Here is a 21,656-nt window from a genome sequence, read left to right as displayed (position 1 = left end):
CTAATAACAAAAGGGTAAAACCATGACAACCCAAGGCAAATTCAAGAAGCAGCTTACGCTCACCGACTTAACGTTTATCGGCCTGGGCGCAATATTTGGTTCAGGCTGGCTGTTCGCCGCCAGCCACGTGTCCTCCATCGCCGGCCCAGCCGGTATTTACTCCTGGCTGATAGGTGGCCTGGCCGTCTTACTGCTCGGGATTGTTTATTGTGAACTCGGCGCCGCACTTCCACGCGCCGGCGGCATTATTCGTTACCCGGTGTTCTCCCACGGGGAACTGATGGGCTATTTACTGGGATTTATTACCCTAATTGCCTTCTCCAGCCTGATATCGATAGAAATTGTTGCTGCCCGCCAGTATGCCGCCGCCTGGTTTCCTTTTCTAAGCCAACCCGGCTCGGGCAACCCGACATTGATCGGCTGGCTGGTCCAACTGCTGTTGCTGTGTTTTTTCTTCGCCCTGAACTACTACAGTGTCAAAACCTTTGCGAAATCCAACAATCTGATCAGCGTGATTAAATTCGTGGTGCCGCTGTTGGTGATTGTGGTGCTGTTCAGCTTCTTCAAGCCTGAAAACCTGCACAGTCAGGGGTTTGCTCCCTTCGGCTCTGCCGGGGTGGAAGCGGCCATTTCAGCCGGCGGCATTATTTTCGCCTATTTAGGCCTGACGCCCATTATCTCGGTCGCCAGCGAAGTGCAAAACCCGCAGCGCACTATCCCTATCGCACTGATCCTGTCGGTGGTGTTGTCCACGATTATCTACGTACTGCTGCAAGTGGCCTTCCTCGGCAGTATCCCCAGCGAAATGCTGAGCGGTGGCTGGGCCGGCATCAGTCAGCAATTTTCACTGCCCTACCGGGATATCGCTATCACATTGGGCATGGGTTGGTTGGCATTTCTGGTGGTAAGTGACGCGATTATCTCGCCGAGCGGCACCGGCAACATTTATATGAACGCCACGCCGCGCGTGGTGTACGGCTGGGCGCGCGCCGGGACCTTCTTTAAGATCTTTACCCGCGTCGACGGAGAGTCCGGCATCCCACGTCCCGCACTGTGGTTGACTTTTGCGCTGTCGATCTTCTGGACGCTGCCTTTCCCCTCTTGGGAGAGGCTGATCGGCGTAGTGTCCGCCGCATTGGTGCTGAGTTACGCCATTGCACCTGTTACCGCCGCAGGCCTACGCCGCAACGCGCCTGATCTGCCGCGCCCCTTCTTCGTGCGTGGGTTCTGCGTGCTTGGCCCGGTATCTTTTATTATCTCGGCGTTAATCGTCTATTGGTCCGGCTGGGACACGGTTTCCTGGCTACTCGGCCTGCAAATCCTGATGTTTGTGGTTTATATCCTGTTCAAAAACAAGGTGCCAACCCACGCCGTCAGCCTGAAGCAGCAAGTTTGGTCCTCACTGTGGCTGATCGCCTTCTATGCGCTGATTATTATCGCGTCCTACCTCGGCAGTTTTGGCGGCATCAACGCGATCGGCCACCCGTGGGACACCCTCACTGTGGCGGTCATTGCGTTAGTTATCTATTACTGGGGAGCCTATACCTGTTTACCTCAGGCGAATTTTACCGGCGATGAAGAAGAGTAACTGCGGAGGGAATATCTGATGACGCAAACCCAACACCTGTCGCTAAACGATGCTTATCATCTTGCACTGCGTGCATTGCACAGCAACGGCTTCAGCGCCGAACATGCCGATGCCGTCGCGCAGAACGTGACTGCCGGTGAACGTGACGGCTGCGCCTCACACGGCCTGTACCGAGTGCTCGGCTGCGTGCGTTCGCTGTTGGCAGGTAAAGTCTCTGCCGACGCCACCCCCACGCTGATCGATCAGGCCCCGGGAATTTTGCGCGTGGATGCCCACGACGCTTTCTCGTTGCTGGCCTATCGTACGGCACTGCCAACCTTTATCGACAAGGTACGCACCAACGGCATCGCCGCCTTGGCGATTAACCACTGTGTGCATTACTCCGCGCTGTGGGCGGATATCGAGCCATTAACCGATCAGGGGCTGGTGGCACTGGCCTGTACCCCCAGCCATGCCTGGGTCACGCCTGCGGGTGGAACCCGGCCGCTGTTTGGCACCAACCCTATTGCCTTCGGTTGGCCTCGGCCACAGCGGCCGCCGTTTATTTTTGATATGGCCACCAGTGCGGCTGCACGCGGGGAAATTGAACTGCATCGGCGTGCGGGTACGCCGCTACCGCCAGGTTGGGGCATAGACCAACAGGGGGAACCCTCTACCGATGCCGCCAGCGTGTTGCAAGGCGCGATGCTGACCTTTGGCGGCCATAAAGGGTCGGCGTTGGCGGCGATGGTAGAACTGCTTGCGGGGCCACTGATTGGTGATATGACCAGTAAAGAGTCGCTGGCCTATGATAAGCAGACCGGTTCGTCGCCCTATGGGGGTGAGCTTATTATCGCGATGGATCCCGATCGTTTTTTGGGTACAGACAAAACAGCCCATTTAGCCCGGGCGGAGGCGTTATTTGCTGATATGAACGAGCAAGGGGCACGTATTCCAGGGGAACGGCGTTTTCAACAAAGACAATACAGTGAGCAGCATGGCATTACCTTACCGCAGACGCTGTATGACGACATTGTGGCTCTCTGCCGCTGAATGATGCAGGCCCGCACCGTGAATTGCGGGCCTGAATAAAAAGATTATCTGACCACCATCACGGAGATGTTGGCATGGCGCACAATGGCCGCGGCATTGGAACCCAGCAGATAGGTTTTCACACTTGGGCGACGCGAACCGATGATGATCAGGTCAGCGTCAATTTCCTCCGCCAATTCCAGTACCTGATCGCGTGGAGAACCGAAACTGACGGTATAATCCAGACGCTCCAGCGGAATGTCGACTTCCGACATGATTTTTTTCAGCTTATCGATGGCCTTCACTTCCGCCTGGTTTTCAAACTCTTTAATGCCAAACGAATACGCAGTGACGAACGCCGAAGCATCCGGCAACGTATGAAGGAAATGCACTTTGGCACCAGAAAGCTTCGCCAGATACTCAACATGCTTCAGCGCATGCTCGGTCAGCAGGTCTTCTTCAATATCTATCGGCACTAATATTGTCTTGTACATATCACATCCCTTCTATGTAACCGCAGTGCCTACAGGGTACTGCCGAGAGGGATAAGGGTGAACCGCTTTCTCGCGCTTTTGTGATCGGCAGTATAAACGAAAGGGAATGACTCTCTGTTTAACAGAATATAAACATAACATCCCTAACGGCTAGCCAAATAATTATTTCAGCGTCGGCTAAATCAGCTGTAAATACACCGCTTTCGCCGTGGCGGCGGTTTTATTGGCCACCGACAGTTTTTTAATAGAATTGCCGATATGAAAATTCACCGTCCGCTCGCTCAACCCCATTAACAACGCCGTTTCTTCCGAGGTTTTTCCTTCACTGCACCAGCGTAAAATATCCTTCTCGCGCAGCGTCAGTACGTCTTTTATCGCCTCGTCGTTCACCGATATTAATGCTTCACGCAGCGTTTTATGGGCAATCTGCGCCAGCCACAGAAAAAAGGTTTCGTGGCGTGCGCCGGCCTGCGGTGACTGGTCAGGGATCTTTTTACCGGCAAAGGTGAGAATACCCAGCCGACCATAGCAATCCTTGATCGACTGCGACCAACCTTCGCGAAGACCGAATTGCGCCATACGCCACCACAGCTCCGGCTTATTCTGATAGAACTGCTCGTCCCAATAAAACTGCAGCGTAGAGTGGTGAGCCCGTTCAACCATCGGGTCTTGCAGGTACACCCGCAGTTTGCGGTAGTCCTCCAGGTATGGCTCGGGGTAATTGCTTTCTATCAACATTTTTGGCCGGCTGGCCGGATAGCAGGAAAAGACCGTATAAGAAAAGTACTCAAAACCCAGCGCCTGAGCGCAAGGTGCCAACCGACTTAAAAACACCTCGCGGTCAGACAGGCTGCTGAGCAGATCATCCATCAAAGGCTGAATGTGAGTGTCCATAAAGCGGTTCTCCAGCGCACAGTGCAGGCCAATCAGTAAGTGAGGTTCACTATATCAGGGCGACAACGACCGTTTCATATAATATAAACACCCTGGCTATAACTAAAAGTAACGATGCCATACATGGGTGAATATATAACCACGTTAAACCCGCTGCTTGCTGGTTTTACCCAGAGAACAAAAAAATCCGTGTTGTTAACCTGTCATTTCTACCAGTGGACACCAATGTCCTCCCCCCATTACTTTTGCCAGTAACACCCGGAAAAATTTAAACCCGAATAAAAGGCTCAGCCTTTGCAAACATAAAAAAACTCACAGCGATTTTTATGGCAGAGGGTTATTCGCAATGACCCGCACCATAAGCAGAGATATCTCTTATTCGTGGGTACTGAATGACGTACAAACACAACTTTTCAATCACAGCAGCAATCATCTGAATCGGGCCCGCTACCATGACAGATTATAATGGCCATTTCCTGATGCTGTGCCTGATGGCGACCGGTACCTTTGCCATAGGTACCGATGCGTTTATCGTCGCCGGCATACTTAATGAGGTATCTGACACCTTTGCAATGAGCCCCGCACAGACAGGTCAATTAATCACGGTCTTTTCCCTGGCTTACATGATGTTTGCTCCTCTGACAGCCTGGCTGCTGGGCAACGTCAACCGTAAGCCTGTTTTACAGTTGGCTCTGGGGCTATTTATCGCCGGAAATCTGGTCTGCACTGATGCCGACAGCTTTTTGCAAATGTGTGCAGGGCGCGTACTGGCAGCGCTAGGGGCAGCTTGCTATATGCCACAGGCCGCCGCCGCTGCGGCTGGACTCGTCTCGGAAAAGCGCCGTGGGCTGGCGATAGCGATCGTTTATGGCGGCATGACGCTGGCTATCGCCCTGGGCATTCCTTTTGGAACCTTCTTGGCCACGCTGATCGGCTGGCGAGAGATCTTTTTGCTGATCGCACTGCTCGGTGCTTTCTCGCTGCTGGGCCTTTCACTGACACTCAATACCATCACGGCGCCGGGTAAACATACGCTGAAAGAACGGCTTGCCCCACTGCGGAAAAAAGCAGTACTGACAACCTTAGTGATCACCTTCTTCGCCGTTTGTTCCGAGCACATTGTTTACAGCTATGTGAGCGTATTGCTAAAAGACACGCAGTTGGGCCAGGAGGCAGTTTTGCCCCTCGCGCTGCTGGTATTCGGGGTTGGCGCAGTCATCGGCAACATCGTTTCCGGCCTGTTGACCGATACCTTCGGCAGTAAGTGTGTGCTGCTGCTTTCGGTGTCTGTTCAAACCGGTTCGCTATTCCTGCTGACGTTTTACGCCACGTCCCCTTGGTGGGTACTCACGATTTTCCTGGTGTGGGGCATTAGCGGCTGGATGTATCTGGTCCCCATTCAACATCACTTATTGTCATTGTCAAAACCTGTTGGTGCGTTGACCGTTTCACTAAACAGTTCGGTTTTGTATGCCGGTATTGCGGCAGGCAGTATGTTGGGTGGCCTGACGCTGTATACCTTACCGATTTACTGCCTGCCGCTATTGTCGTTGCCGTTGGGGATCTTCGCCCTGTTGTTAATACAGTTTTGCTTCCAGAAAGAAAAAATCGTGACGCCTCTGTCAGAAAAATGAATACCGTCAAACTGGCTGGATAGCTTTTCTTTTGAGAGCATTCCTAGAGTAGGCCCGCCATTGATCGTCTAATTTTTAATCACTACAAGACCGCATTTGAGAAGCCATTAACCCCGCTCTGCGGGGATTTTTTGGTCTTTCAATGCTCCGCTGAAGGGAAAGGCTGCATAAATAGAAAGGTACAAGGTTTGCTTTGGTGCTGATTGATCAACGGCACTAATCGTTTGAAATGTTCAGTTTGGCAATGAGTATCCAGCGCGGCTTGATCGGGCCACTCCTCAACGAAAATAAAATGTCCCGGATCCTGATGATCAATAAACAGTTCATAGGAAAGGCAACGTGGTTCCTGCCGGGTTTTCTCGACCAATTCCTGATACAGCGGCATCACCGTGTCTACACAATCGAGCTTGATAAAATCTTCTGCTATTACCTTTAGCATGTCGCCCTTTCCCTTCAGCATATCTATCATGTGGGGTCACTCTACCTGCGCAGAACAGAGTTTGCCTTTATTAAATGCAAAGTTTGGCATTCAGTGATTGCGCGCACAGATCTTCATCACCAGGCTTGAATCATCCCCGCCCATATGTGAATTTCAAGTTAACCAATTGTCAATTTTTGGTGTCCGCAAGAGTTCTTCCCTAGTCGCATGGCCAGGATCGCGTTTATCGCCGATTTTTTTTGCCCACAAAGGCCTGACCATTAGTCCTTTAGGCCTTTGGGCAAAAACTGAATACCGACAGTGAATGCTCCCGCAGTGGCAATGGAGGCAAGAAAGCTGCCGGTCTTGCGTCGCTCTCCGTCGTTCAACCTGTTTGAGAGGTTTAACCCAGTGAACAATACGACCTACACCAGCCCCGCGCTCAACTCAGCCATCAAGAAGACCTGGCGCAGATTGATCCCCCTGATGTTCTCTTTGTATTTTGTCGCCTTTATCGATCGCGTGAATGTGGGCTTTGCCAAAGACGCGATGTCGGTTGATATCGCCTTGTCACAATCCGCCTTCGCACTGGGTGCAGGGATATTCTTCGCGGCTTACGCCATCTTCGGTATTCCAGCCAACCTGCTGATGAATAGGCTGGGTGCGAAGGTTTGGCTCAGCGCCACCACGGCGGTATGGGGGGGGCTGTCAGCCTGCACGGGTTTCGTCAGCAACGAATACCAATTTATCGCCCTACGCTTCCTGCTGGGGCTGGCCGAGGCGGGCTTCTACCCCGGGATCCTTTTGCTTGCTTCCATTTATTTCCCCAACAAGATCCGAGCCTCAGTGATAGGTATCTTTGTGCTCGGGGTTCCCGCCGCCTTGACCCTGGGCTCACCGATTTCTGGCGCGTTGCTTGAAATGCATGGCGTACTCGGGCAGCCAGGCTGGTTTTGGATGTTTGTCTTGGAAGGTTTGCCGGCCGTTGGCCTGGGGATCTTCGCCTATTTCTATCTTGACGATAGCCCAGCCACAGCACGCTATCTGACTCCGGAAGAAAAGCAGGCGTTGGTGACGCAGTTAGCCCTGGAACAAAAAAATACCGAGACCAGCAGTGTGAAGGATGCGTTGAGGAATACCAAGGTTTGGCACCTGGCTTTTATTTACGGCACCATTCAGGTCGGCGTGTACGGCCTGTTGTTTTTCCTGCCCTCGCAAGTGGCCTCGCTAATGGGCACCAATATTGGGTTTAAAGCATCGCTGGTAGCGGCAATCCCCTGGGCCGTGTCAGCATTTGGGGTCTATTACATCCCGCGGTATGCCGATCGCAAAACCGCTCGCCGTTTACCCATCGCCATCGGCTGCATGCTCATTGCCGCGCTGGGATTGGTTGTCTCTTCCTATGCCGGTCCGATTCTTGCCATTATTGCGCTGTGTTTTTGCGCCGTCAGCTTTCTGGCGGTGCAACCGATATTCTGGACCCTGCCTGCACAGATCCTTTCAGGCCCGGCGTTGGCGGCCGGCATCGGTTTTTGCACCACGTTGGGCGCACTGTTCAGCTTCCTGGCACCGTTAATACGGACTGAGGCGGAACTGCGTTTCAATAGCCCGCATGCAGGCTTGATCGTATTGGCAATGTTCTCTTTGCTGTGCGCCGCGTTGATCTTCGCCTTAAAAGGATGGGCCGCGAACAACACCAGAAGCCATGCTCAGATCAGTAGATAATCTGGGCGTTGAAGCCATTCGATTTAGCTTATATTGAAGCGGTTAATGGGACACTGACCCTCAGGCACATTTTATGAAGGTCTTCCATGGAGGCATTAAGCGCCACTCTCGCCAAATATGGCCCAGAACCCGGCTTCCTGTTGCTGCTCATTTTCCTGTTTGCCTTGGGTAAGTCGGTCATTTTTATTTCTTCGGTACTGCCGCCCGCCTCAGTGACGCTGATGCTGGGTATTGTCGCCGGTAAACCGGTACTGGCCGACACTCACGTCTGGGCGGCAATTACCCTCGGTGCCCTACTCGGCTCCATTTTATCCTTCCACTGCGGCGCATGGCTTCAACATCGTAGAAGCGGAAACTGGCTGCCGGCCCGTTACCACTGTGCAGTGCACAAAGCGAAATCCGCGCTACAAAAGAATGGGATCCCGCTCTTGTTTGTATCGCGTTTTTTAGCTGTGATGCGCTACACCGTACCTTTGGTCGCCGGTATGATCTCTTTGCCACGCAAGCAGGTCTATTGCGCCAGTGCGCTGTCTGCCGGGGTTTGGTCCGTCGCCTTGATGTCTGTAGGGCAGCTATTTTAAGTGCCGTAATACCCGGCGGCTCTCATCGCCCAGGACTAATGCCCCATCAGAGAAACCGGCTGCGGCTAGGCTAAAGGAAGCATGGTCGAACGGCAAAGAGATGGAAAGCGCCTTGCTGCCACAATCCTGTCGCCATTCCGGTTATTGGGGACGAAACTCCAACGCGGCATTTTTAACGACACGATAAACAGCGGGTGAAGGGGGTTTGGGAAAGCTGGCATTTGTGATTGCCACTATCGCTGCGCGGCAAAGAGCGGGGTCACCGCCTTCGGCTTGAACATCTATGAGCATTCCATTCGGAGCCAGTTTAATTCTTAAAGAACATTTCTTACCGGCGTAAGCATCGGCAAAGTGGAAATGGCTTTGAATAGCCGCGCGTATCTGCGTGAGATACGCATTGATCTCGTCACCAGGTACAGGCGTTGCTTTACCTTCCAAGCCAGCAAAAAGCGCATCGACCTCGTCTCCAGATGGCCCCTGTTTAATCGCGCTGGTCTTAGAGCACCCCGTCAACAGCAGCGAGGCCATCACGAAAACTAATGCCGGTACGCTAACGTCAAACCCTAAATGTGTTTTCCTCACGATTCCCTTCCTTTTAAAACAGCCTGTGGCAGCCCGATTTATGGGCCAAGGTATAGCAGACGACGCCAATTCGCTGGCTATGACGTATGATTGCCTGGCTAAAAAGCAAAAGCCCACTCAGGTGGGCTTATTCTCATTCAGTTCTGGCGGATAGCGCGCTTCATTTCCCGCTCACCCGGCGATTGCGTTTTCACTGAGAGAGGGGCGACAAACTCTTTCCACTCTTTACCGCTCAACGGGTCTGCAGACACCTTGTTAAACGACTCATAATCATCTTTCTGGTCCGCGCATCCTGACAGCACAATCACGCCCAGAGCAACGAGTAGCGATTTACGCATATCTATATCCCTATAGGTAAAATTCGTGCAAATGATAACAAATCTCAACTTCGAGATAAAGCACGGATCTGAAAGCAAAAATAGGCATCTCAGTGTGATGAGCGCAGCGACAGATACCGTCCCTTTACGCCTGACGGCAAGCTATTGCCTCTTGTGGTCGTCACTACAGAACAGGTCAACGGCATGATTGATGATGGCCACGTAGTTAAGCACATACGCTTCGGGATGATTCTTAGCACAACCTGAGCAGGTGATACGCTTATAATGAGACAATATTAACGTTGGCGTGAAACGCCACGTCTGCATAAACGGTGAGTCCCTGATAGCCCATGTATCAATACCCTGAACATCTGACTGAACAAGTCGCCAATCTGCCACAAACCTGTGGGGTCTATTTCTTTCACGGAGACAACTGCGCGCATCCGCTATACATAGGCAAAAGCGTCAATATTCGCCGCCGTGTTCAGTCTCACCTGCGTAATCCGCGGGAAGCGCGATTACTTGCCACCACCCGTCGCATAACCTGCATCGAGACAGTGGGTGAGATTGGTGCGCTACTGCTTGAATCATCTTTGGTCAAACAACAAAGTCCACTTTACAACAAGCGACTGCGCAAAATTCGCCGGCTTTGTGCGTTACAAGTGCAAGACTCCCAAACGCGTATCGTTTACAGCGATGCGCTGGACTTTTCCCGAACGCCAAACTTATACGGCCTGTTTCTGCGGCGCACGGCGGCCATCGACTTTCTGCTCGATATTGCCGATCAGGAACGACTTTGCCTGACACATCTGGATATTGAAAAAGGCCGCCCCGGTCAACCCTGTTTTCGCCACCAATTAGGCAAGTGCGCAGGCGTATGCTGCGGGAAGGAAACCCCACAAGCCCATCAGACCAGGCTGATCGGTGCCCTGGAGCAAGCCCAGGTACGACACTGGCCATACCCTGGGAGAATCGCCATCGAGGAACGGCAAGGCCAACTCAAGGCCTTCCATATAATCAGTAACTGGTTCTACCTCGGTACCGCGGCATCGTTGCATGAAGCTGAAAAGCTCAGTTTCCCGGCCGATGAATTCGACCGAGACTGTTACCGTATTCTTTGTCGACGGCTATTCCATGAAAGCCGCGAACACATTCACTTGATTGACAGGGTATAACCCGTACCAAACCAATTCGCGCCCCTCGGAACGCCGAACCGGCAGGTTCATCCCATCAGAAGTTTCATTATCAATTTTGTAGGAAATCGGCGGTAGGAAGTCGATAGAAATGGGCGAAGACAGACCCGGCTTGCGCCAGATCACTTAACTGAATATTCACGCTAGATTTATGCAATTTTTGCGAAGCGTATCCCAATTAGGACACACAAAGAAAAATCAGAAAGGAAGAAAACACGCTAACTGCATGATTTGTTGGTGGGTCGTACAGGGTTCGAACCTGTGACCAATTGATTAAGAGTCAACTGCTCTACCACCTGAGCTAACGACCCAACGGGTTAAATTATTCGCCTCCACACCCCGAATGTCAAACGCTTACACTCATTAGTTTTTTTCATGCGATATTTTTAACCTCTTGTTTTATCAATGAGATAAGCCACATTAGGGCTATTAATCTGCTACGAGCCAGAGTAATCTTCCGCCCCCAAGACGTCCGATTTGCCTCCGCAGTGTAAAGAACAATCGACTTTTATCCCTCGCATAAATGTTGTAAACATGTTGCACAAAGGTGGCGTTATTGCACTACCTTACTAAAGCCGGGAAAACCGGATAATCGTATAAAAAAGAGCCACTTCAGAGCTCGCAATTTCACTCATGACAGGTAAAACAGGACATCATAAGATGGTAGATCAATCTAAAATAGCCGCAGAGGCACCGCCAGAATCAGAAGATCATCTACGGCGAAACCTAACTAACCGACATATTCAACTGATTGCCATTGGTGGCGCTATCGGTACAGGCCTGTTTATGGGGTCCGGCAAAACCATCAGTCTGGCCGGGCCTTCTATCATCTTCGTGTACATGATTATCGGCTTTATGCTGTTCTTCGTGATGCGAGCCATGGGCGAGCTGCTGCTCTCCAATCTGGAATACAAGTCCTTCAGCGATTTCGCCGCCGATTTGCTCGGCCCTTGGGCTGGTTTCTTCACCGGTTGGACCTACTGGTTCTGCTGGGTCGTCACCGGTATTGCAGACGTCGTGGCAATAACCGCCTATGCGCAATTCTGGTTCCCCGAACTGTCACAGTGGATCGCTTCGTTGCTGTGCATCTTGCTGTTGCTGGGCCTGAATCTGGCAACGGTGAAGATGTTTGGTGAGATGGAGTTCTGGTTTGCGATGATCAAAATCGTCGCCATTGTTGGGCTGATCGTTGCGGGACTTGTCATGATCGCCATGCAATTCCAGTCGCCTACCGGTACCGTCGCATCGTTCTCGCACCTGTGGAATGACGGTGGCATGTTCCCGAAAGGCATCAGTGGCTTCTTCGCTGGGTTCCAGATCGCGGTATTCGCCTTTGTCGGCATCGAACTGGTGGGGACGACTGCGGCTGAAACCAAAGATCCTGAAAAAGTGCTGCCACGCGCCATCAACTCAATTCCAATCCGTATCATCATGTTCTACGTGTTCGCGCTGATCGTGATTATGTCGGTCACACCATGGAGCTCAGTGGTTGCCGACAAGAGCCCGTTCGTTGAGCTGTTCGTACTGATTGGCCTGCCAGCGGCCGCCAGCGTAATCAACTTTGTGGTCTTGACCTCCGCGGCCTCTTCCGCCAACAGCGGGGTGTTCTCTACTAGCCGCATGTTGTTCGGTCTGGCGCAGGAAGGCGATGCACCTAAGTCGTTTGCTAATTTGTCCAAAAGAGCGGTACCGGCTAACGGCCTGACCTTCTCGTGTATCTGCCTGCTGGGTGGCGTGGTGCTGATTTACCTGATCCCGAACGTGATGACGGTATTCACGCTGGTTACCACGGTTTCGGCGATCCTGTTTATGTTTGTATGGACCATTATTCTGTGTTCGTATCTGGTTTATCGTAAGCAACGCCCAGCGCTGCACCAGAAATCGATCTACAAGATGCCGGCCGGCAAACTGATGTGCTGGGTGTGTATGGCGTTCTTCGCCTTTGTACTGGTACTGCTGACGCTGCGTGATGACACCCGTCAGGCGCTGATCGTCACGCCACTGTGGTTCGTGGTGCTCGGTCTGTCCTACGTGTTCTTGCGCAAGAAAAAAGTGGCTTAATCCTCTCCAGGGGGCGGTTCACTGTCCCCCTCCCCCCTCCGCTGGCGCTTAGCGCGGCCGGATCCCATCGATAATCACTCTCTGCACGTTTTCCACCGTCTGTAGAAAAAATGCCTCATCCTCTAAGGTCTTGCCGGTCACGGCTTCTACCTGTACCCAAAAATCGGCATAGTGTTGGGTGGTTGCCCACAGCATGAAGATCAGGTGGTGTGGATCTACCGCCGCGATATGCCCCTCGGCAATCCAGCGCTCAATCATGGCAGACTTCTCGTCCACCAGCGCCTTCAGCCCCCCTTGCAGTTCCTGTTTTAGCAGCGGCGCCCCTTGGATCATCTCCAGGCAAAAAAGCCGTGACGCCTGCGGATGATGGCGGGACACTTCAAGTTTCAATCGGATATATTCGCCAATAGCCTGCAGCGGTTCCTGATCGGCCCGTAACGCCTTCAACGGCGCCAGCCATACCTCAAGAATGCCTTTCAACACCGCCACATACAGCTCTTCTTTAGAAGGGAAGTAATACAACAAGTTGGTTTTAGATACATCGGCACGCTCCGCCACCTGGTCCAGGCTAGTACCGTGAATGCCGTACAGTGAGAAAAACTCCAGCGCAGCATCCATAATGGTGCTGCGCTTTGCGGCCACCGCACGTGAGCGGCGCGTGGGCGATTTAGCGGCTTGTGGCTTCACTACGGCTCCTTAAAGCAAGCTGATTCAAGCCAGCATAACAAAGCCACCCAATGAAACCTACGCCTTTGCCGACTACCCCTTCCGAGTGATTTTTTGCACCTTTAACGGGCAGCCGCGCTTATTTTTTGTGCACTCCATTTTTACCAAATGGTCTGTTTTAGACCATTTGCTCAACCAGGCAACTTCGTTTTATAAACAATGCATTGATAAACAAGACATTTTTAAAACTGGCACTGCGTTTGCAATAACTGTCGTATCCCACGCAGCCCGAAGGAACCAATTCAGGCAACGTGCGTACCGCCCTATTCGCAGACCCGAGGTGTTCAAATGAAAATTGGCGTATTTATTCCGATCGGCAACAACGGCTGGCTGATTTCCAGCAATGCACCACAGTACAAACCCACGTTTGAACTCAATAAAACCATCGTGCAGAAGGCCGAGCACTACAACTTCGATTTCGCCTTGTCGATGATAAAACTGCGCGGCTTCGGCGGCAAAACCGAGTTTTGGGATCACAATCTGGAGTCTTTCACACTGATGGCCGGGTTGGCCGCCGTCACCTCTCGCATCAAGATCTACGCGACAGCCGCTACCCTGACCATGCCACCCGCGATCGTCGCCCGTATGGCCTCCACCATTGATTCCATCTCAAACGGGCGCTTTGGCCTTAATGTGGTGACCGGGTGGCAAAAACCGGAATACGAGCAAATGGGCATGTGGCCGGGCGACGATTACTTTGGCCGTCGCTACGATTATCTGGCGGAGTACGTCAATGTGCTGCGCGACCTGTGGGGGACCGGTAAATCCGATTTCAAAGGTGAGTTCTTCCAAATGGACGACTGCCGCGTCAGCCCGCAGCCGCAGGCGGACATCAAAGTGATCTGCGCCGGACAAAGCGATGCAGGCATGGCCTTCTCAGCCAAATATGCCGATTACAACTTCTGCTTTGGCAAGGGTGTCAACACGCCCACCGCCTTTGCGCCGACCGCGGCACGCTTGAAAATCGCCGCCGACAGCGAAGGTCGCAACGTGGCCTGCTACGTGCTGTTTATGATTATTGCCGATGAAACCGATGAGGCCGCCCGCGCCAAATGGGAAAGCTATAAAGCGGGAGCCGATACCGAGGCCCTGGCCTGGCTGACCGAGCAAAGCGGCAAAGACACCACCTCCGGGGCCGACACTAACGTGCGCCAAATGGCGGACCCGACCTCTGCCGTTAACATCAATATGGGTACGCTGGTCGGTTCCTACGCCAACGTAGCACGCATGATGGATGACATCGCTACCGTACCCGGTACCGAAGGCGTGCTGCTGACCTTCGATGACTTCATCAAAGGGGTGGAAGACTTCGGCGAGCGGATCCAGCCGCTGATGAAAAGCCGCGCCGACGTTTGCCCACAAACCGCCACAAACCGTGAGGTGGCATGATGAAAATTGTCGAGAGCCAACCCGTAGTACGCCGTCAGATACCGCAGGCTGGGGACACAGTAACCCTGCCCGCCCGCCCGGAGGCCATCGCCTTTGCGCCGCAGGAAACGGCGTTGATCGTGGTTGATATGCAAAATGCCTACGCCTCGCCAGGCGGTTATCTGGACCTCGCCGGTTTTGATGTCTCTGCCACCGCCCCGGTGATCGCCAACATCAAACGTGCGATCAGCAGCGCACGCGCCGCAGGCGTCAAGGTGATCTTCTTCCAAAACGGCTGGGACAACCAGTATGTCGAAGCTGGCGGTCAGGGGTCGCCAAACTGGCATAAATCCAACGCACTGAAGACCATGCGCAAACGCCCAGAACTGATGGGTAAGCTGTTGGCGAAGGGCGACTGGGATTACGATCTGGTGGATGAACTGCAACCCCAGCCAGGCGATATTGTGATCCCGAAACCCCGTTACAGCGGGTTCTTCAATACGCAGCTCGACAGCCTGCTGCGCTCATATGGCATTCATCATCTGGTGTTTACCGGCATCGCTACCAACGTCTGTGTGGAATCTACGCTGCGCGACGGTTTTTTTCTCGAGTACTTCGGCATTGTGCTCGCCGACGCCACTCACCAAGCCGGGCCACTATTTGCTCAGCAAGCCGCGCTGTATAACATCGAGACCTTCTTCGGTTGGGTATCGGACGTCGACAGCTTCTGTGATGCACTTTCCACCCCGCTCAGCCAAACGGCATGAGTTTTGCCTGCCTCAAGGCGAACAACATCATTCACCAGGAGCACGACAATGCCAAAAACAATCATTACACCGCCGGGCACCGGCAAGCCACTCGCGCCGTTTGTCCCCGGTACACTGGCTGACGGCGTGGTTTACGTCTCGGGGACGCTGGCGTTCGATAAAGAAAATAACGTGGTGCATGTCGGTGATGCCGCGGGGCAAACCCGGCACGTGCTGGAGACCATTAAGACCGTGATCGAAACCGCCGGTGGCACTATGGACGATGTGACCTTTAACTCGATATTCCTCACCGACTGGCAAAACTATGCCGCCATCAATCAGGTGTATGCCGAGTACTTCCCCGGTGACAAACCGGCTCGCTACTGCATTCAGTGCGGACTCGTGAAGCCGGACGCACTGATTGAGATCGCCACCGTCGCCCATATCGGCCGTTGAACCATTACCCGCAGAGGAGCGAGCATGTACTTTGAAATTTTAGGCAAAGGCACGCCACTGGCCCCAACGCTGGTCCTTTCCGCCGGGCTGGGCGGTGCAGGCAGCTTCTGGCATCCACAGATTGACATGCTGAGCCAGCATTTCCAGGTGATGGTTTACGACCACTTCGGCACCGCCAGCAGTCGAGGAAAGGTACCGGAAGGTTACAGCATGGCCGACATGGCCGATGAAGTCGCGCAGTTGCTGCGCACCCTCAGCATCGAACGCTGTTGTTTCGTCGGCCATGCGCTTGGCGGCATGATTGGCCTGCAATTAGCACTTACCCACCCGCAGTTGGTCGAAAAACTGGTGGTGGTCAACGGCTGGTCGACGCTGGACAGCCAGACCCGGCGCTGCTTTAACGTCCGTCAGGACCTGTTACTCAACAGCGGTGTAGAGGCCTACGTGCGTGCCCAACCTCTCTTCCTGTTTCCCGCCGACTGGCTGTCACAGCATGAGGCCCTGCTGGATGAAGAACTGCGGCATCAGACCGCACATTTTCAGGGCACGGAGAACCTGTTGCGCCGCCTGAAGGCATTGATGAACACGGATTTCCGGCCGTACCTGGCGGACATCACCACGCCGACTCTTGCGTTGTGTTCCCGTGACGACCTGCTGGTGCCCTATCGCTGCTCGCATCAGTTGGCTCAAAGTCTGCCGAATGGCGAACTCGTAGAAATGGGATACGGCGGCCATGCCATGAGCGTGACCGACACCGAGAACTTTAATCGCATCCTGCTGGACTGGTTGCTGAAAGCGCCGAACGCCAAAACCAGCTTCGTACTCTAGACCTGGAGGAACCTCATGCAAAGCCACATGCTGCTTGCCGATGCACCGTTACAACCGCGGTGCGTAGAAAAACAAGACTTCCGCGATGCCATGGCACGCCTGGGATCGGCGGTGAATATTATTACTACTGACGGCCCCGGAGGCCGTGCCGGTTTTACCGCCTCCGCGGTATGCAGTGTCACCGACACACCGCCCACGCTGTTGGTGTGCTTGAACCGATCGGCATCGGTCTATTCGGTGTTCAAACAGAACCAAACGCTGTGCGTCAATACACTGGCAGCAGAACACGAGTCGCTGTCGAATTTGTTCGGCGGTAAAACACCGATGGACCTGCGATTCTCGGCGGCACGCTGGTCTACGCTGGTAACCGGCGCCCCGATTCTGCACGGTGCCATCGTGTCTTTCGACTGCCAGATTAGCCAACTGGTCAGTGTCGGCACCCACGACATTCTGTTCTGCCAGGTCGTGGCGATAACCCGTAATGACGACGGCCACGGCCTGGCCTACTTCGATCGGCGTTATCACTCTTTACTGAAACAGTAACTGGCGAATAACAGCCTGAAGCAGGCTCACCCACACCGCAAATCTGCCCCACACAATTTTGGAGATAACGATGGCGAATACCTGGTTTCCTCTATGGCGCGTGAAACAAGGCAGTCTGGACGGTGCAATCGTCGCACCCGATGAACGGTTACCGCTTGCGCAGACGCTGGTGATGGGTTTACAGCATGCGGTGGCGATGTTTGGTGCCACCGTTCTGATGCCACTCCTGATGGGCTTTGATGCAAATCTGGCGATTTTAATGTCCGGTATCGGCACGCTGCTGTTTTTTCTGGTGGTAGGTGGACGGGTACCGAGCTACCTCGGCTCCAGTGCGGCTTTTGTCGGGTTGGTCATCACCCTGACAGGTTACAGCGGCCAAGGGGCCAACCCCAATATTGCGCTGGCACTCGGCGGTATCATCGCTTGCGGCCTGGTGTATCTGTTCATCGGCTTTGTGGTGATGAGCGTTGGAACACGCTGGATAGAGCGTCTGATGCCGCCGGTGGTGACAGGTGCCGTGGTCATGGCGATTGGGCTTAACCTGGCACCTATCGCCGTACGCAGCGTTTCGGCCTCCCATTTTGACAGTTGGATGGCGGTGGTCACCATTCTCTGTATTGGCTCGGTAGCCGTATTTACCCGCGGGTTGATGCAGAGGCTATTGCTTCTGGTGGGGTTAATCGTCGCCTATCTGATCTACGTGGTGGCAACCAACGGTTTTGGTCTTGGCAAACCGGTGGATTACAGCGCACTGAGCCACGCCGCTTGGTTTGGATTTCCACAGTTCACCACGCCAGTATTTAACCTGCACGCTATGCTGCTGATCGCCCCGGTAGCGATTATTTTAGTGGCAGAAAATCTCGGGCATGTGAAAGCCGTGGCGGGAATGACCGGCCGGGATCTCGATCCTTACATCGGCCGCGCCTTCGTCGGTGACGGGCTGGCTACACTGCTATCGGGCTCGGTGGGCGGTACCGGGGTGACCACCTATGCTGAAAATATCGGCGTAATGGCCGTGACCAAAGTTTACTCTACGCTGATATTCGTTGCGGCGGCTATCGTAGCTATCCTGTTGGGCTTTTCACCGAAGTTCGGTGCGCTGATTCACACGATTCCCGGTCCCGTGCTGGGTGGCGCATCCGTCGTGGTGTTCGGTTTAATTGCCGTCGCCGGCGCACGTATCTGGGTGCAGAACCACGTAGATCTTGGTGATAACGGCAACCTGATTATGGTGGCGGTTACGTTGGTGCTGGGCGCCGGGGATTTTGCCTTGACCATTGGCAACTTCACTATGGGGGGTATCGGCACCGCCACATTCGGTGCCATTATCCTCAACGCGCTGTTGCGCAAGCGGAAAACATTGCCACTGGCGGACAGCCCCCTGCGTTAATGCCTCGCAATGGCCCGGCAACCGGGCCTTATTCAACAAGCGCCGCCGCTTTTCCTTTGCGGCGTATGCGCAGTTCGCTGACCAACACCCCTAATACGATTAATGCACAACCTAACAACGCGATCCCGGGCAGGCGCTCACCGGCAAGGCGCCCAACCAGCCCGGCCCACACCGGCTCGCCCGCATAGATAACCGTGGCACGTGTCGGTGAAACACTGCGCTGCGCCCAGTTCATCGTTAGCTGAATGATGGCGCTGGCAAGCCCCAGTCCTATCGCGCTGTAGAGCAAATAATGGGAGTACGGCGGCACGGACTCGCCGGTCGGCACCATCATCAAAAACGCCGCCACCGAGGCTGTCGCCAATTGCACCACCGTTACCCGTTTAACATTCACCTTGCCGGCATAGGCACCAATCAAAATGATCTCGGCAGCCATGCCCAACGTACCTATCAAGGTCAGTAGCTCACCCACACTGAGCGTCATGTCGGTACTGCTCGGTGCCGCCAGCAGCATCAAACCGGTGAATGCCAACAACACGCCGACCCACGCCATCACGCCGGGGAAACGCCCCAGCACGAGCCACTGCAACAGCGGTACCATCGGCACATACATAGCGGTAATAAACGCCGACTGACTGCTGGATATGGTTTGCAACCCCACGGTTTGCAAGCCGTAACCGAACATAATGGCAATGCCGATAAACACGCCCGCTTTTAATTCATACCAGGTCAGCCCACGCAACGTGCGAAAGGAGAACAGCATCAGCACCAAGGTGGCGGCGGCAAATCGCAAGCCCACGAAAAAGAACGGGCCGCTGAACTTCATCGCGTAATGTACCGCCAGGAAGGTTCCGCCCCAGATCATGGTGATAAAAATCAACACCGCTTCCTGCCGCTTTATCGTGGGTATAAAGGTGGAAATAAAGGATTTTTTTACTACAGACACCGGCTTGCCCTTCCTGCTGGGTGCAATATAATGCACAGATCCTGCCAGTATGAGGTAAAGCCCGCGGATGAGCAATGCAGAGAACAGCGGTAAACATGAAGCGCCCAAGGTGCTGCAATATCTGAGCAGCAATCTGCGCAGCTATCGCCAACAGGCGGGACTAAGCCAAGTCGCGTTGGCAGAAAGATCCTGTGTCAGCCGCCGCATGCTGGCGGGTATTGAAGCCGGTGACCGCAACGTTAGTCTGGCGGTACTGGACAAGCTCGCCGACGCACTGAATATCGCCTTCACCGATCTGATCCAAGCGCCCGAAGCACGCGGTAGCCACCTGGTGGGTGAGTTGGCCTGGCAAGGGCAGCAACCAGAAAGCCAGGCGCTGTTCTCCGCCAGCGTGCCTGCGCGCCAACGGGTTGAACTGTGGGAATGGACATTGATGCCGGGCGAACACTATGACTCCATGCCCGATGCTGAAGGCTGGAGCGAAATTATCTACGTGATCGTCGGCAGCCTGACGTTGGTATTGGAACAGCAAACATTGATTCTGGATGCCGGACAAACCCAGGTATTCAACAGCGATCAGCACTATGCTTACGCTAACCGGACAAATCACCCGTTACGTTTTATTCGCAACGTCACCTTCTGATCACCACGGCAGCCCGCGTTTTCCCTGTGCTGTCACCTGTCTGTCGTGCATATGTCATGTTGCTGTCGTGGCGATCGGCAATGTCTGCCCCTACACTTTGCCTTAGTGATGACTCACGTTGGAGAACGCAATGCAAACCTACCGCATCAGGCAACTACGGCTGGACAAAGGCTGGTCACAGGAACAATTGGCCACTATCGCCGGCCTCAGTACCCGCACCGTACAACGTATTGAAAATGGCGAGCAAGCCAGCCTGGAAACCCTGACCGCAATTGCCGCCGTATTGGGAGTACAGGTCAGCGACCTCTATCAGCCGATACCCGCACAGGACGAAAGCACGGGTGAGGCCGAGCAAACGCTTCGTCGGCAGGTTGAAGCGGAAGCCAAGTTGCTGAGCATGGCGGTACGTTTTGCCCTTATCGGCCTGATGCTGTTTGCCATCAACTGGTTTACCCATCCGCAATACCTCTGGTCGCTGTGGGCCATCGGCGGTATGAGCTTCGCGATCCTCATGCGGGCTATGCGGACCTTACTGCTACGTGACGTCATCAGCCGCTGGCAGCAGCAACGCCTGGCACAAAAACTCAGGCGTATGCCGTAACCTGCAGCCACTCGGCCAGCCGGGCCAGAGCACTGTCCGGCTGGATTTCCTGCGGCGTAAGCAAGCAGTAGCCGCTACCATCCGGCATGAAGCCAAAAGGCGCACTCAACAACCCGGAAGCAACGTCATCCCGCACCTGCTGCCATGGGCCGATAGCAACACCTATCCCCGCCACCGCCGCCTGCAAACTGAAGTAAAAGTGATCAAAACGCTGGTCCGTTCGCCCCTCAAGTGCCATACCCTGGAACTGCGCCCACTGTTGCCAGGCATCGGGACGCGTAGCGGAATGCAGCAATACGGCATCATGACTCAGGGTGGACTGGCCAGCATTAACGGCAATAAAACGTTGCACCATTTCAGGCTTGCACACCGGCCCGACCCGTTCATCGAACAGCGCCACGCTGTGCAGTTTATCGCCCCAGTCAAAATCGTTACGGCGGATAGCGGCGCTAATACCGTCTTGAAACGAAAACGGCCCGCCCCCCGCAACCAGCTGCAGGTTGATATCAGGGTGTGCTAACTGAAAAGCGGGCAAACGCGGTATCAGCCAACGCATCAACAGCGTCGGCTCACACGACAAGACCAGCGGGGCATCCTGCGCCTGCTGTCGCAGTGTTTGTGCCGTATGTTCCAGAATGCCGAACGCCTGTTGTGATGCTTGCAACAGCATTCTCCCGCCATCAGTGAGATGTACCCGCCGATGGCGGCGTTCGAACAGCGCAACGCCGAGCTCATCTTCCAGCGCCCTGACCGCACGGCTGACCGCGCCGTGCGTCAGGCTCAGGCTGTTTGCCGCCTGAGTGAAACTTTCCAACCTTGCTGCCGCCTCAAAACAACGCAAGCCCCCCAGCGACAGCGGTCGGTTAATCTTGCGTGAGTTTTTCTCACCGATATCGTCAGTTTTCATCGTT

At 54.1% G+C, this 21,656-nt stretch carries 23 protein-coding genes and 1 tRNA gene; 15 read left to right on the top strand and 9 right to left on the bottom strand.

From position 1 onward, the window contains the following. The first annotated feature begins 22 nt into the window (after window positions 1-22). Entirely contained in the window at window positions 23-1,588 is a 1,566-nt protein-coding gene (locus JOE25_RS03045; protein WP_209632671.1) for an APC family permease, read from the top strand. Window positions 1,589-1,606: 18 nt separating this feature from the next. Continuing rightward, on the top strand, window positions 1,607-2,620 hold the full coding sequence (locus JOE25_RS03040) for an Ldh family oxidoreductase (protein ID WP_209632670.1): 1,014 nt from the start codon (window positions 1,607-1,609) through the stop codon (window positions 2,618-2,620). A gap of 44 nt (window positions 2,621-2,664) precedes the next feature. Here the strand turns inward: JOE25_RS03040 and JOE25_RS03035 are convergent, their stop codons facing one another. Further along, window positions 2,665-3,093 carry a universal stress protein gene (locus JOE25_RS03035; protein ID WP_209632669.1) on the bottom strand — a complete coding sequence of 143 codons (429 nt, stop codon included), beginning with the start codon at window positions 3,091-3,093 and terminating at the stop codon, window positions 2,665-2,667. Between the two features lie 177 nt (window positions 3,094-3,270). After that, the gene (locus JOE25_RS03030; RefSeq protein ID WP_209632668.1) at window positions 3,271-3,987 is read right to left on the bottom strand and encodes an autoinducer binding domain-containing protein; all 717 of its coding nucleotides are present in this window, start codon (window positions 3,985-3,987) and stop codon (window positions 3,271-3,273) included. Window positions 3,988-4,439: 452 nt separating this feature from the next. On the opposite strand from JOE25_RS03030, the gene JOE25_RS03025 reads away from it, so the two are divergent. Continuing rightward, window positions 4,440-5,621 carry an MFS transporter gene (locus tag JOE25_RS03025; RefSeq protein ID WP_209632667.1) on the top strand — a complete coding sequence of 394 codons (1,182 nt, stop codon included), beginning with the start codon at window positions 4,440-4,442 and terminating at the stop codon, window positions 5,619-5,621. Between the two features lie 139 nt (window positions 5,622-5,760). On the opposite strand, the gene JOE25_RS03020 is transcribed toward JOE25_RS03025, so the two are convergent. Next, window positions 5,761-6,060, bottom strand: coding sequence for a putative quinol monooxygenase (locus tag JOE25_RS03020; RefSeq protein WP_209632666.1), 300 nt, complete (start codon window positions 6,058-6,060; stop codon window positions 5,761-5,763). Window positions 6,061-6,525: 465 nt separating this feature from the next. On the opposite strand from JOE25_RS03020, the gene JOE25_RS03015 reads away from it, so the two are divergent. Beyond that, complete coding sequence (locus tag JOE25_RS03015) at window positions 6,526-7,764, top strand: MFS transporter (protein WP_314587372.1); 1,239 nt, start codon at window positions 6,526-6,528, stop codon at window positions 7,762-7,764. Window positions 7,765-7,850: 86 nt separating this feature from the next. Then, window positions 7,851-8,345 carry a VTT domain-containing protein gene (locus JOE25_RS03010; RefSeq protein WP_209632664.1) on the top strand — a complete coding sequence of 165 codons (495 nt, stop codon included), beginning with the start codon at window positions 7,851-7,853 and terminating at the stop codon, window positions 8,343-8,345. Between the two features lie 141 nt (window positions 8,346-8,486). Here the strand turns inward: JOE25_RS03010 and tolA are convergent, their stop codons facing one another. Further along, window positions 8,487-8,876 (bottom strand): cell envelope integrity protein TolA, encoded by a 390-nt coding sequence (gene tolA / locus JOE25_RS03005; protein WP_314587369.1) that lies wholly within the window; start codon window positions 8,874-8,876, stop codon window positions 8,487-8,489. A 188-nt stretch (window positions 8,877-9,064) separates the two neighbouring features. Beyond that, on the bottom strand, window positions 9,065-9,265 hold the full coding sequence (locus JOE25_RS03000) for a lipoprotein (protein WP_209632663.1): 201 nt from the start codon (window positions 9,263-9,265) through the stop codon (window positions 9,065-9,067). A 329-nt stretch (window positions 9,266-9,594) separates the two neighbouring features. Between JOE25_RS03000 and JOE25_RS02995 the strand changes: the two genes are divergently transcribed. Then, the gene (locus JOE25_RS02995; protein WP_209632662.1) at window positions 9,595-10,419 is read left to right on the top strand and encodes an endonuclease; all 825 of its coding nucleotides are present in this window, start codon (window positions 9,595-9,597) and stop codon (window positions 10,417-10,419) included. Between the two features lie 253 nt (window positions 10,420-10,672). Here the strand turns inward: JOE25_RS02995 and JOE25_RS02990 are convergent. Further along, window positions 10,673-10,748, bottom strand: a tRNA-Lys gene (locus tag JOE25_RS02990). A gap of 349 nt (window positions 10,749-11,097) precedes the next feature. On the opposite strand from JOE25_RS02990, the gene cycA reads away from it, so the two are divergent. Continuing rightward, a complete protein-coding gene (gene cycA / locus JOE25_RS02985) occupies window positions 11,098-12,498 on the top strand; it encodes a D-serine/D-alanine/glycine transporter (RefSeq protein WP_209632661.1) in 1,401 nt (466 codons plus the stop codon). A gap of 48 nt (window positions 12,499-12,546) precedes the next feature. Here the strand turns inward: cycA and rutR are convergent, their stop codons facing one another. Next, a complete protein-coding gene (gene rutR / locus JOE25_RS02980; protein ID WP_209632660.1) occupies window positions 12,547-13,185 on the bottom strand; it encodes an HTH-type transcriptional regulator RutR in 639 nt (212 codons plus the stop codon). A 327-nt stretch (window positions 13,186-13,512) separates the two neighbouring features. On the opposite strand from rutR, the gene rutA reads away from it, so the two are divergent. The 6 genes from rutA to rutG all read left to right on the top strand — a co-directional run bounded on the left by rutA (window position 13,513) and on the right by rutG (window position 18,555). Next, a complete protein-coding gene (gene rutA / locus JOE25_RS02975) occupies window positions 13,513-14,613 on the top strand; it encodes a pyrimidine utilization protein A (RefSeq protein WP_209632659.1) in 1,101 nt (366 codons plus the stop codon). Then, window positions 14,613-15,359, top strand: a complete 747-nt coding sequence (rutB, locus tag JOE25_RS02970; protein WP_209634163.1) for a pyrimidine utilization protein B — start codon at window positions 14,613-14,615, stop codon at window positions 15,357-15,359. Before rutA ends, rutB begins: the two co-directional genes overlap by 1 nt. A gap of 48 nt (window positions 15,360-15,407) precedes the next feature. Continuing rightward, entirely contained in the window at window positions 15,408-15,794 is a 387-nt protein-coding gene (gene rutC, locus JOE25_RS02965; RefSeq protein WP_209632658.1) for a pyrimidine utilization protein C, read from the top strand. Between the two features lie 24 nt (window positions 15,795-15,818). Beyond that, window positions 15,819-16,622 carry a pyrimidine utilization protein D gene (rutD, locus tag JOE25_RS02960; RefSeq protein WP_209632657.1) on the top strand — a complete coding sequence of 268 codons (804 nt, stop codon included), beginning with the start codon at window positions 15,819-15,821 and terminating at the stop codon, window positions 16,620-16,622. Between the two features lie 15 nt (window positions 16,623-16,637). Beyond that, the gene (gene rutF, locus JOE25_RS02955) at window positions 16,638-17,165 is read left to right on the top strand and encodes an NADH-dependent FMN reductase RutF (RefSeq protein ID WP_209632656.1); all 528 of its coding nucleotides are present in this window, start codon (window positions 16,638-16,640) and stop codon (window positions 17,163-17,165) included. Window positions 17,166-17,235: 70 nt separating this feature from the next. After that, on the top strand, window positions 17,236-18,555 hold the full coding sequence (gene rutG, locus JOE25_RS02950; protein ID WP_209632655.1) for a pyrimidine utilization transport protein G: 1,320 nt from the start codon (window positions 17,236-17,238) through the stop codon (window positions 18,553-18,555). A 28-nt stretch (window positions 18,556-18,583) separates the two neighbouring features. Here the strand turns inward: rutG and JOE25_RS02945 are convergent, their stop codons facing one another. After that, entirely contained in the window at window positions 18,584-19,501 is a 918-nt protein-coding gene (locus tag JOE25_RS02945; protein ID WP_209632654.1) for a DMT family transporter, read from the bottom strand. Between the two features lie 67 nt (window positions 19,502-19,568). Here JOE25_RS02945 and JOE25_RS02940 point away from each other — a divergent pair, with 67 nt between their 5' ends. Together JOE25_RS02940 and JOE25_RS02935 are read left to right on the top strand one after the other, a co-directional pair. Further along, on the top strand, window positions 19,569-20,144 hold the full coding sequence (locus JOE25_RS02940) for an XRE family transcriptional regulator (RefSeq protein ID WP_209632653.1): 576 nt from the start codon (window positions 19,569-19,571) through the stop codon (window positions 20,142-20,144). Window positions 20,145-20,274: 130 nt separating this feature from the next. Then, the gene (locus tag JOE25_RS02935; RefSeq protein ID WP_209632652.1) at window positions 20,275-20,745 is read left to right on the top strand and encodes a helix-turn-helix domain-containing protein; all 471 of its coding nucleotides are present in this window, start codon (window positions 20,275-20,277) and stop codon (window positions 20,743-20,745) included. On the opposite strand, the gene JOE25_RS02930 is transcribed toward JOE25_RS02935, so the two are convergent. Then, a complete protein-coding gene (locus tag JOE25_RS02930) occupies window positions 20,729-21,652 on the bottom strand; it encodes a LysR family transcriptional regulator (protein WP_209632651.1) in 924 nt (307 codons plus the stop codon). The genes JOE25_RS02935 and JOE25_RS02930 overlap by 17 nt on opposite strands. Between the last annotated feature and the right edge of the window lie 4 nt (window positions 21,653-21,656).

This window comes from Serratia sp. PL17, assembly GCF_017832355.1.
GTDB lineage: Bacteria > Pseudomonadota > Gammaproteobacteria > Enterobacterales > Enterobacteriaceae > Serratia.
This window is presented reverse-complemented; position numbering and strand designations above follow the sequence as displayed.

Bases quoted from the DNA above. Each gene is read 5' to 3' on its own strand.
- cycA (WP_209632661.1), top strand. From the start codon at position 11,098: ATGGTAGATCAATCTAAAATAGCCGCAGAGGCACCGCCAGAATCAGAA.
- JOE25_RS02935 (WP_209632652.1), top strand. From the start codon at position 20,275: ATGCAAACCTACCGCATCAGGCAACTACGGCTGGACAAAGGCTGGTCA.
- rutF (WP_209632656.1), top strand. From the start codon at position 16,638: ATGCAAAGCCACATGCTGCTTGCCGATGCACCGTTACAACCGCGGTGC.
- JOE25_RS03025 (WP_209632667.1), top strand. From the start codon at position 4,440: ATGACAGATTATAATGGCCATTTCCTGATGCTGTGCCTGATGGCGACC.
- rutG (WP_209632655.1), top strand. From the start codon at position 17,236: ATGGCGAATACCTGGTTTCCTCTATGGCGCGTGAAACAAGGCAGTCTG.
- JOE25_RS03040 (WP_209632670.1), top strand. From the start codon at position 1,607: ATGACGCAAACCCAACACCTGTCGCTAAACGATGCTTATCATCTTGCA.
- JOE25_RS03035 (WP_209632669.1), bottom strand. From the start codon at position 3,093: ATGTACAAGACAATATTAGTGCCGATAGATATTGAAGAAGACCTGCTG.
- JOE25_RS03045 (WP_209632671.1), top strand. From the start codon at position 23: ATGACAACCCAAGGCAAATTCAAGAAGCAGCTTACGCTCACCGACTTA.
- JOE25_RS03010 (WP_209632664.1), top strand. From the start codon at position 7,851: ATGGAGGCATTAAGCGCCACTCTCGCCAAATATGGCCCAGAACCCGGC.
- JOE25_RS02930 (WP_209632651.1), bottom strand. From the start codon at position 21,652: ATGAAAACTGACGATATCGGTGAGAAAAACTCACGCAAGATTAACCGA.
- JOE25_RS03015 (WP_314587372.1), top strand. From the start codon at position 6,526: ATGTTCTCTTTGTATTTTGTCGCCTTTATCGATCGCGTGAATGTGGGC.
- JOE25_RS03020 (WP_209632666.1), bottom strand. From the start codon at position 6,060: ATGCTAAAGGTAATAGCAGAAGATTTTATCAAGCTCGATTGTGTAGAC.
- JOE25_RS02940 (WP_209632653.1), top strand. From the start codon at position 19,569: ATGAGCAATGCAGAGAACAGCGGTAAACATGAAGCGCCCAAGGTGCTG.
- rutB (WP_209634163.1), top strand. From the start codon at position 14,613: ATGAAAATTGTCGAGAGCCAACCCGTAGTACGCCGTCAGATACCGCAG.
- rutD (WP_209632657.1), top strand. From the start codon at position 15,819: ATGTACTTTGAAATTTTAGGCAAAGGCACGCCACTGGCCCCAACGCTG.
- rutA (WP_209632659.1), top strand. From the start codon at position 13,513: ATGAAAATTGGCGTATTTATTCCGATCGGCAACAACGGCTGGCTGATT.
- JOE25_RS03030 (WP_209632668.1), bottom strand. From the start codon at position 3,987: ATGGACACTCACATTCAGCCTTTGATGGATGATCTGCTCAGCAGCCTG.
- JOE25_RS03000 (WP_209632663.1), bottom strand. From the start codon at position 9,265: ATGCGTAAATCGCTACTCGTTGCTCTGGGCGTGATTGTGCTGTCAGGA.
- JOE25_RS02995 (WP_209632662.1), top strand. From the start codon at position 9,595: ATGTATCAATACCCTGAACATCTGACTGAACAAGTCGCCAATCTGCCA.
- rutC (WP_209632658.1), top strand. From the start codon at position 15,408: ATGCCAAAAACAATCATTACACCGCCGGGCACCGGCAAGCCACTCGCG.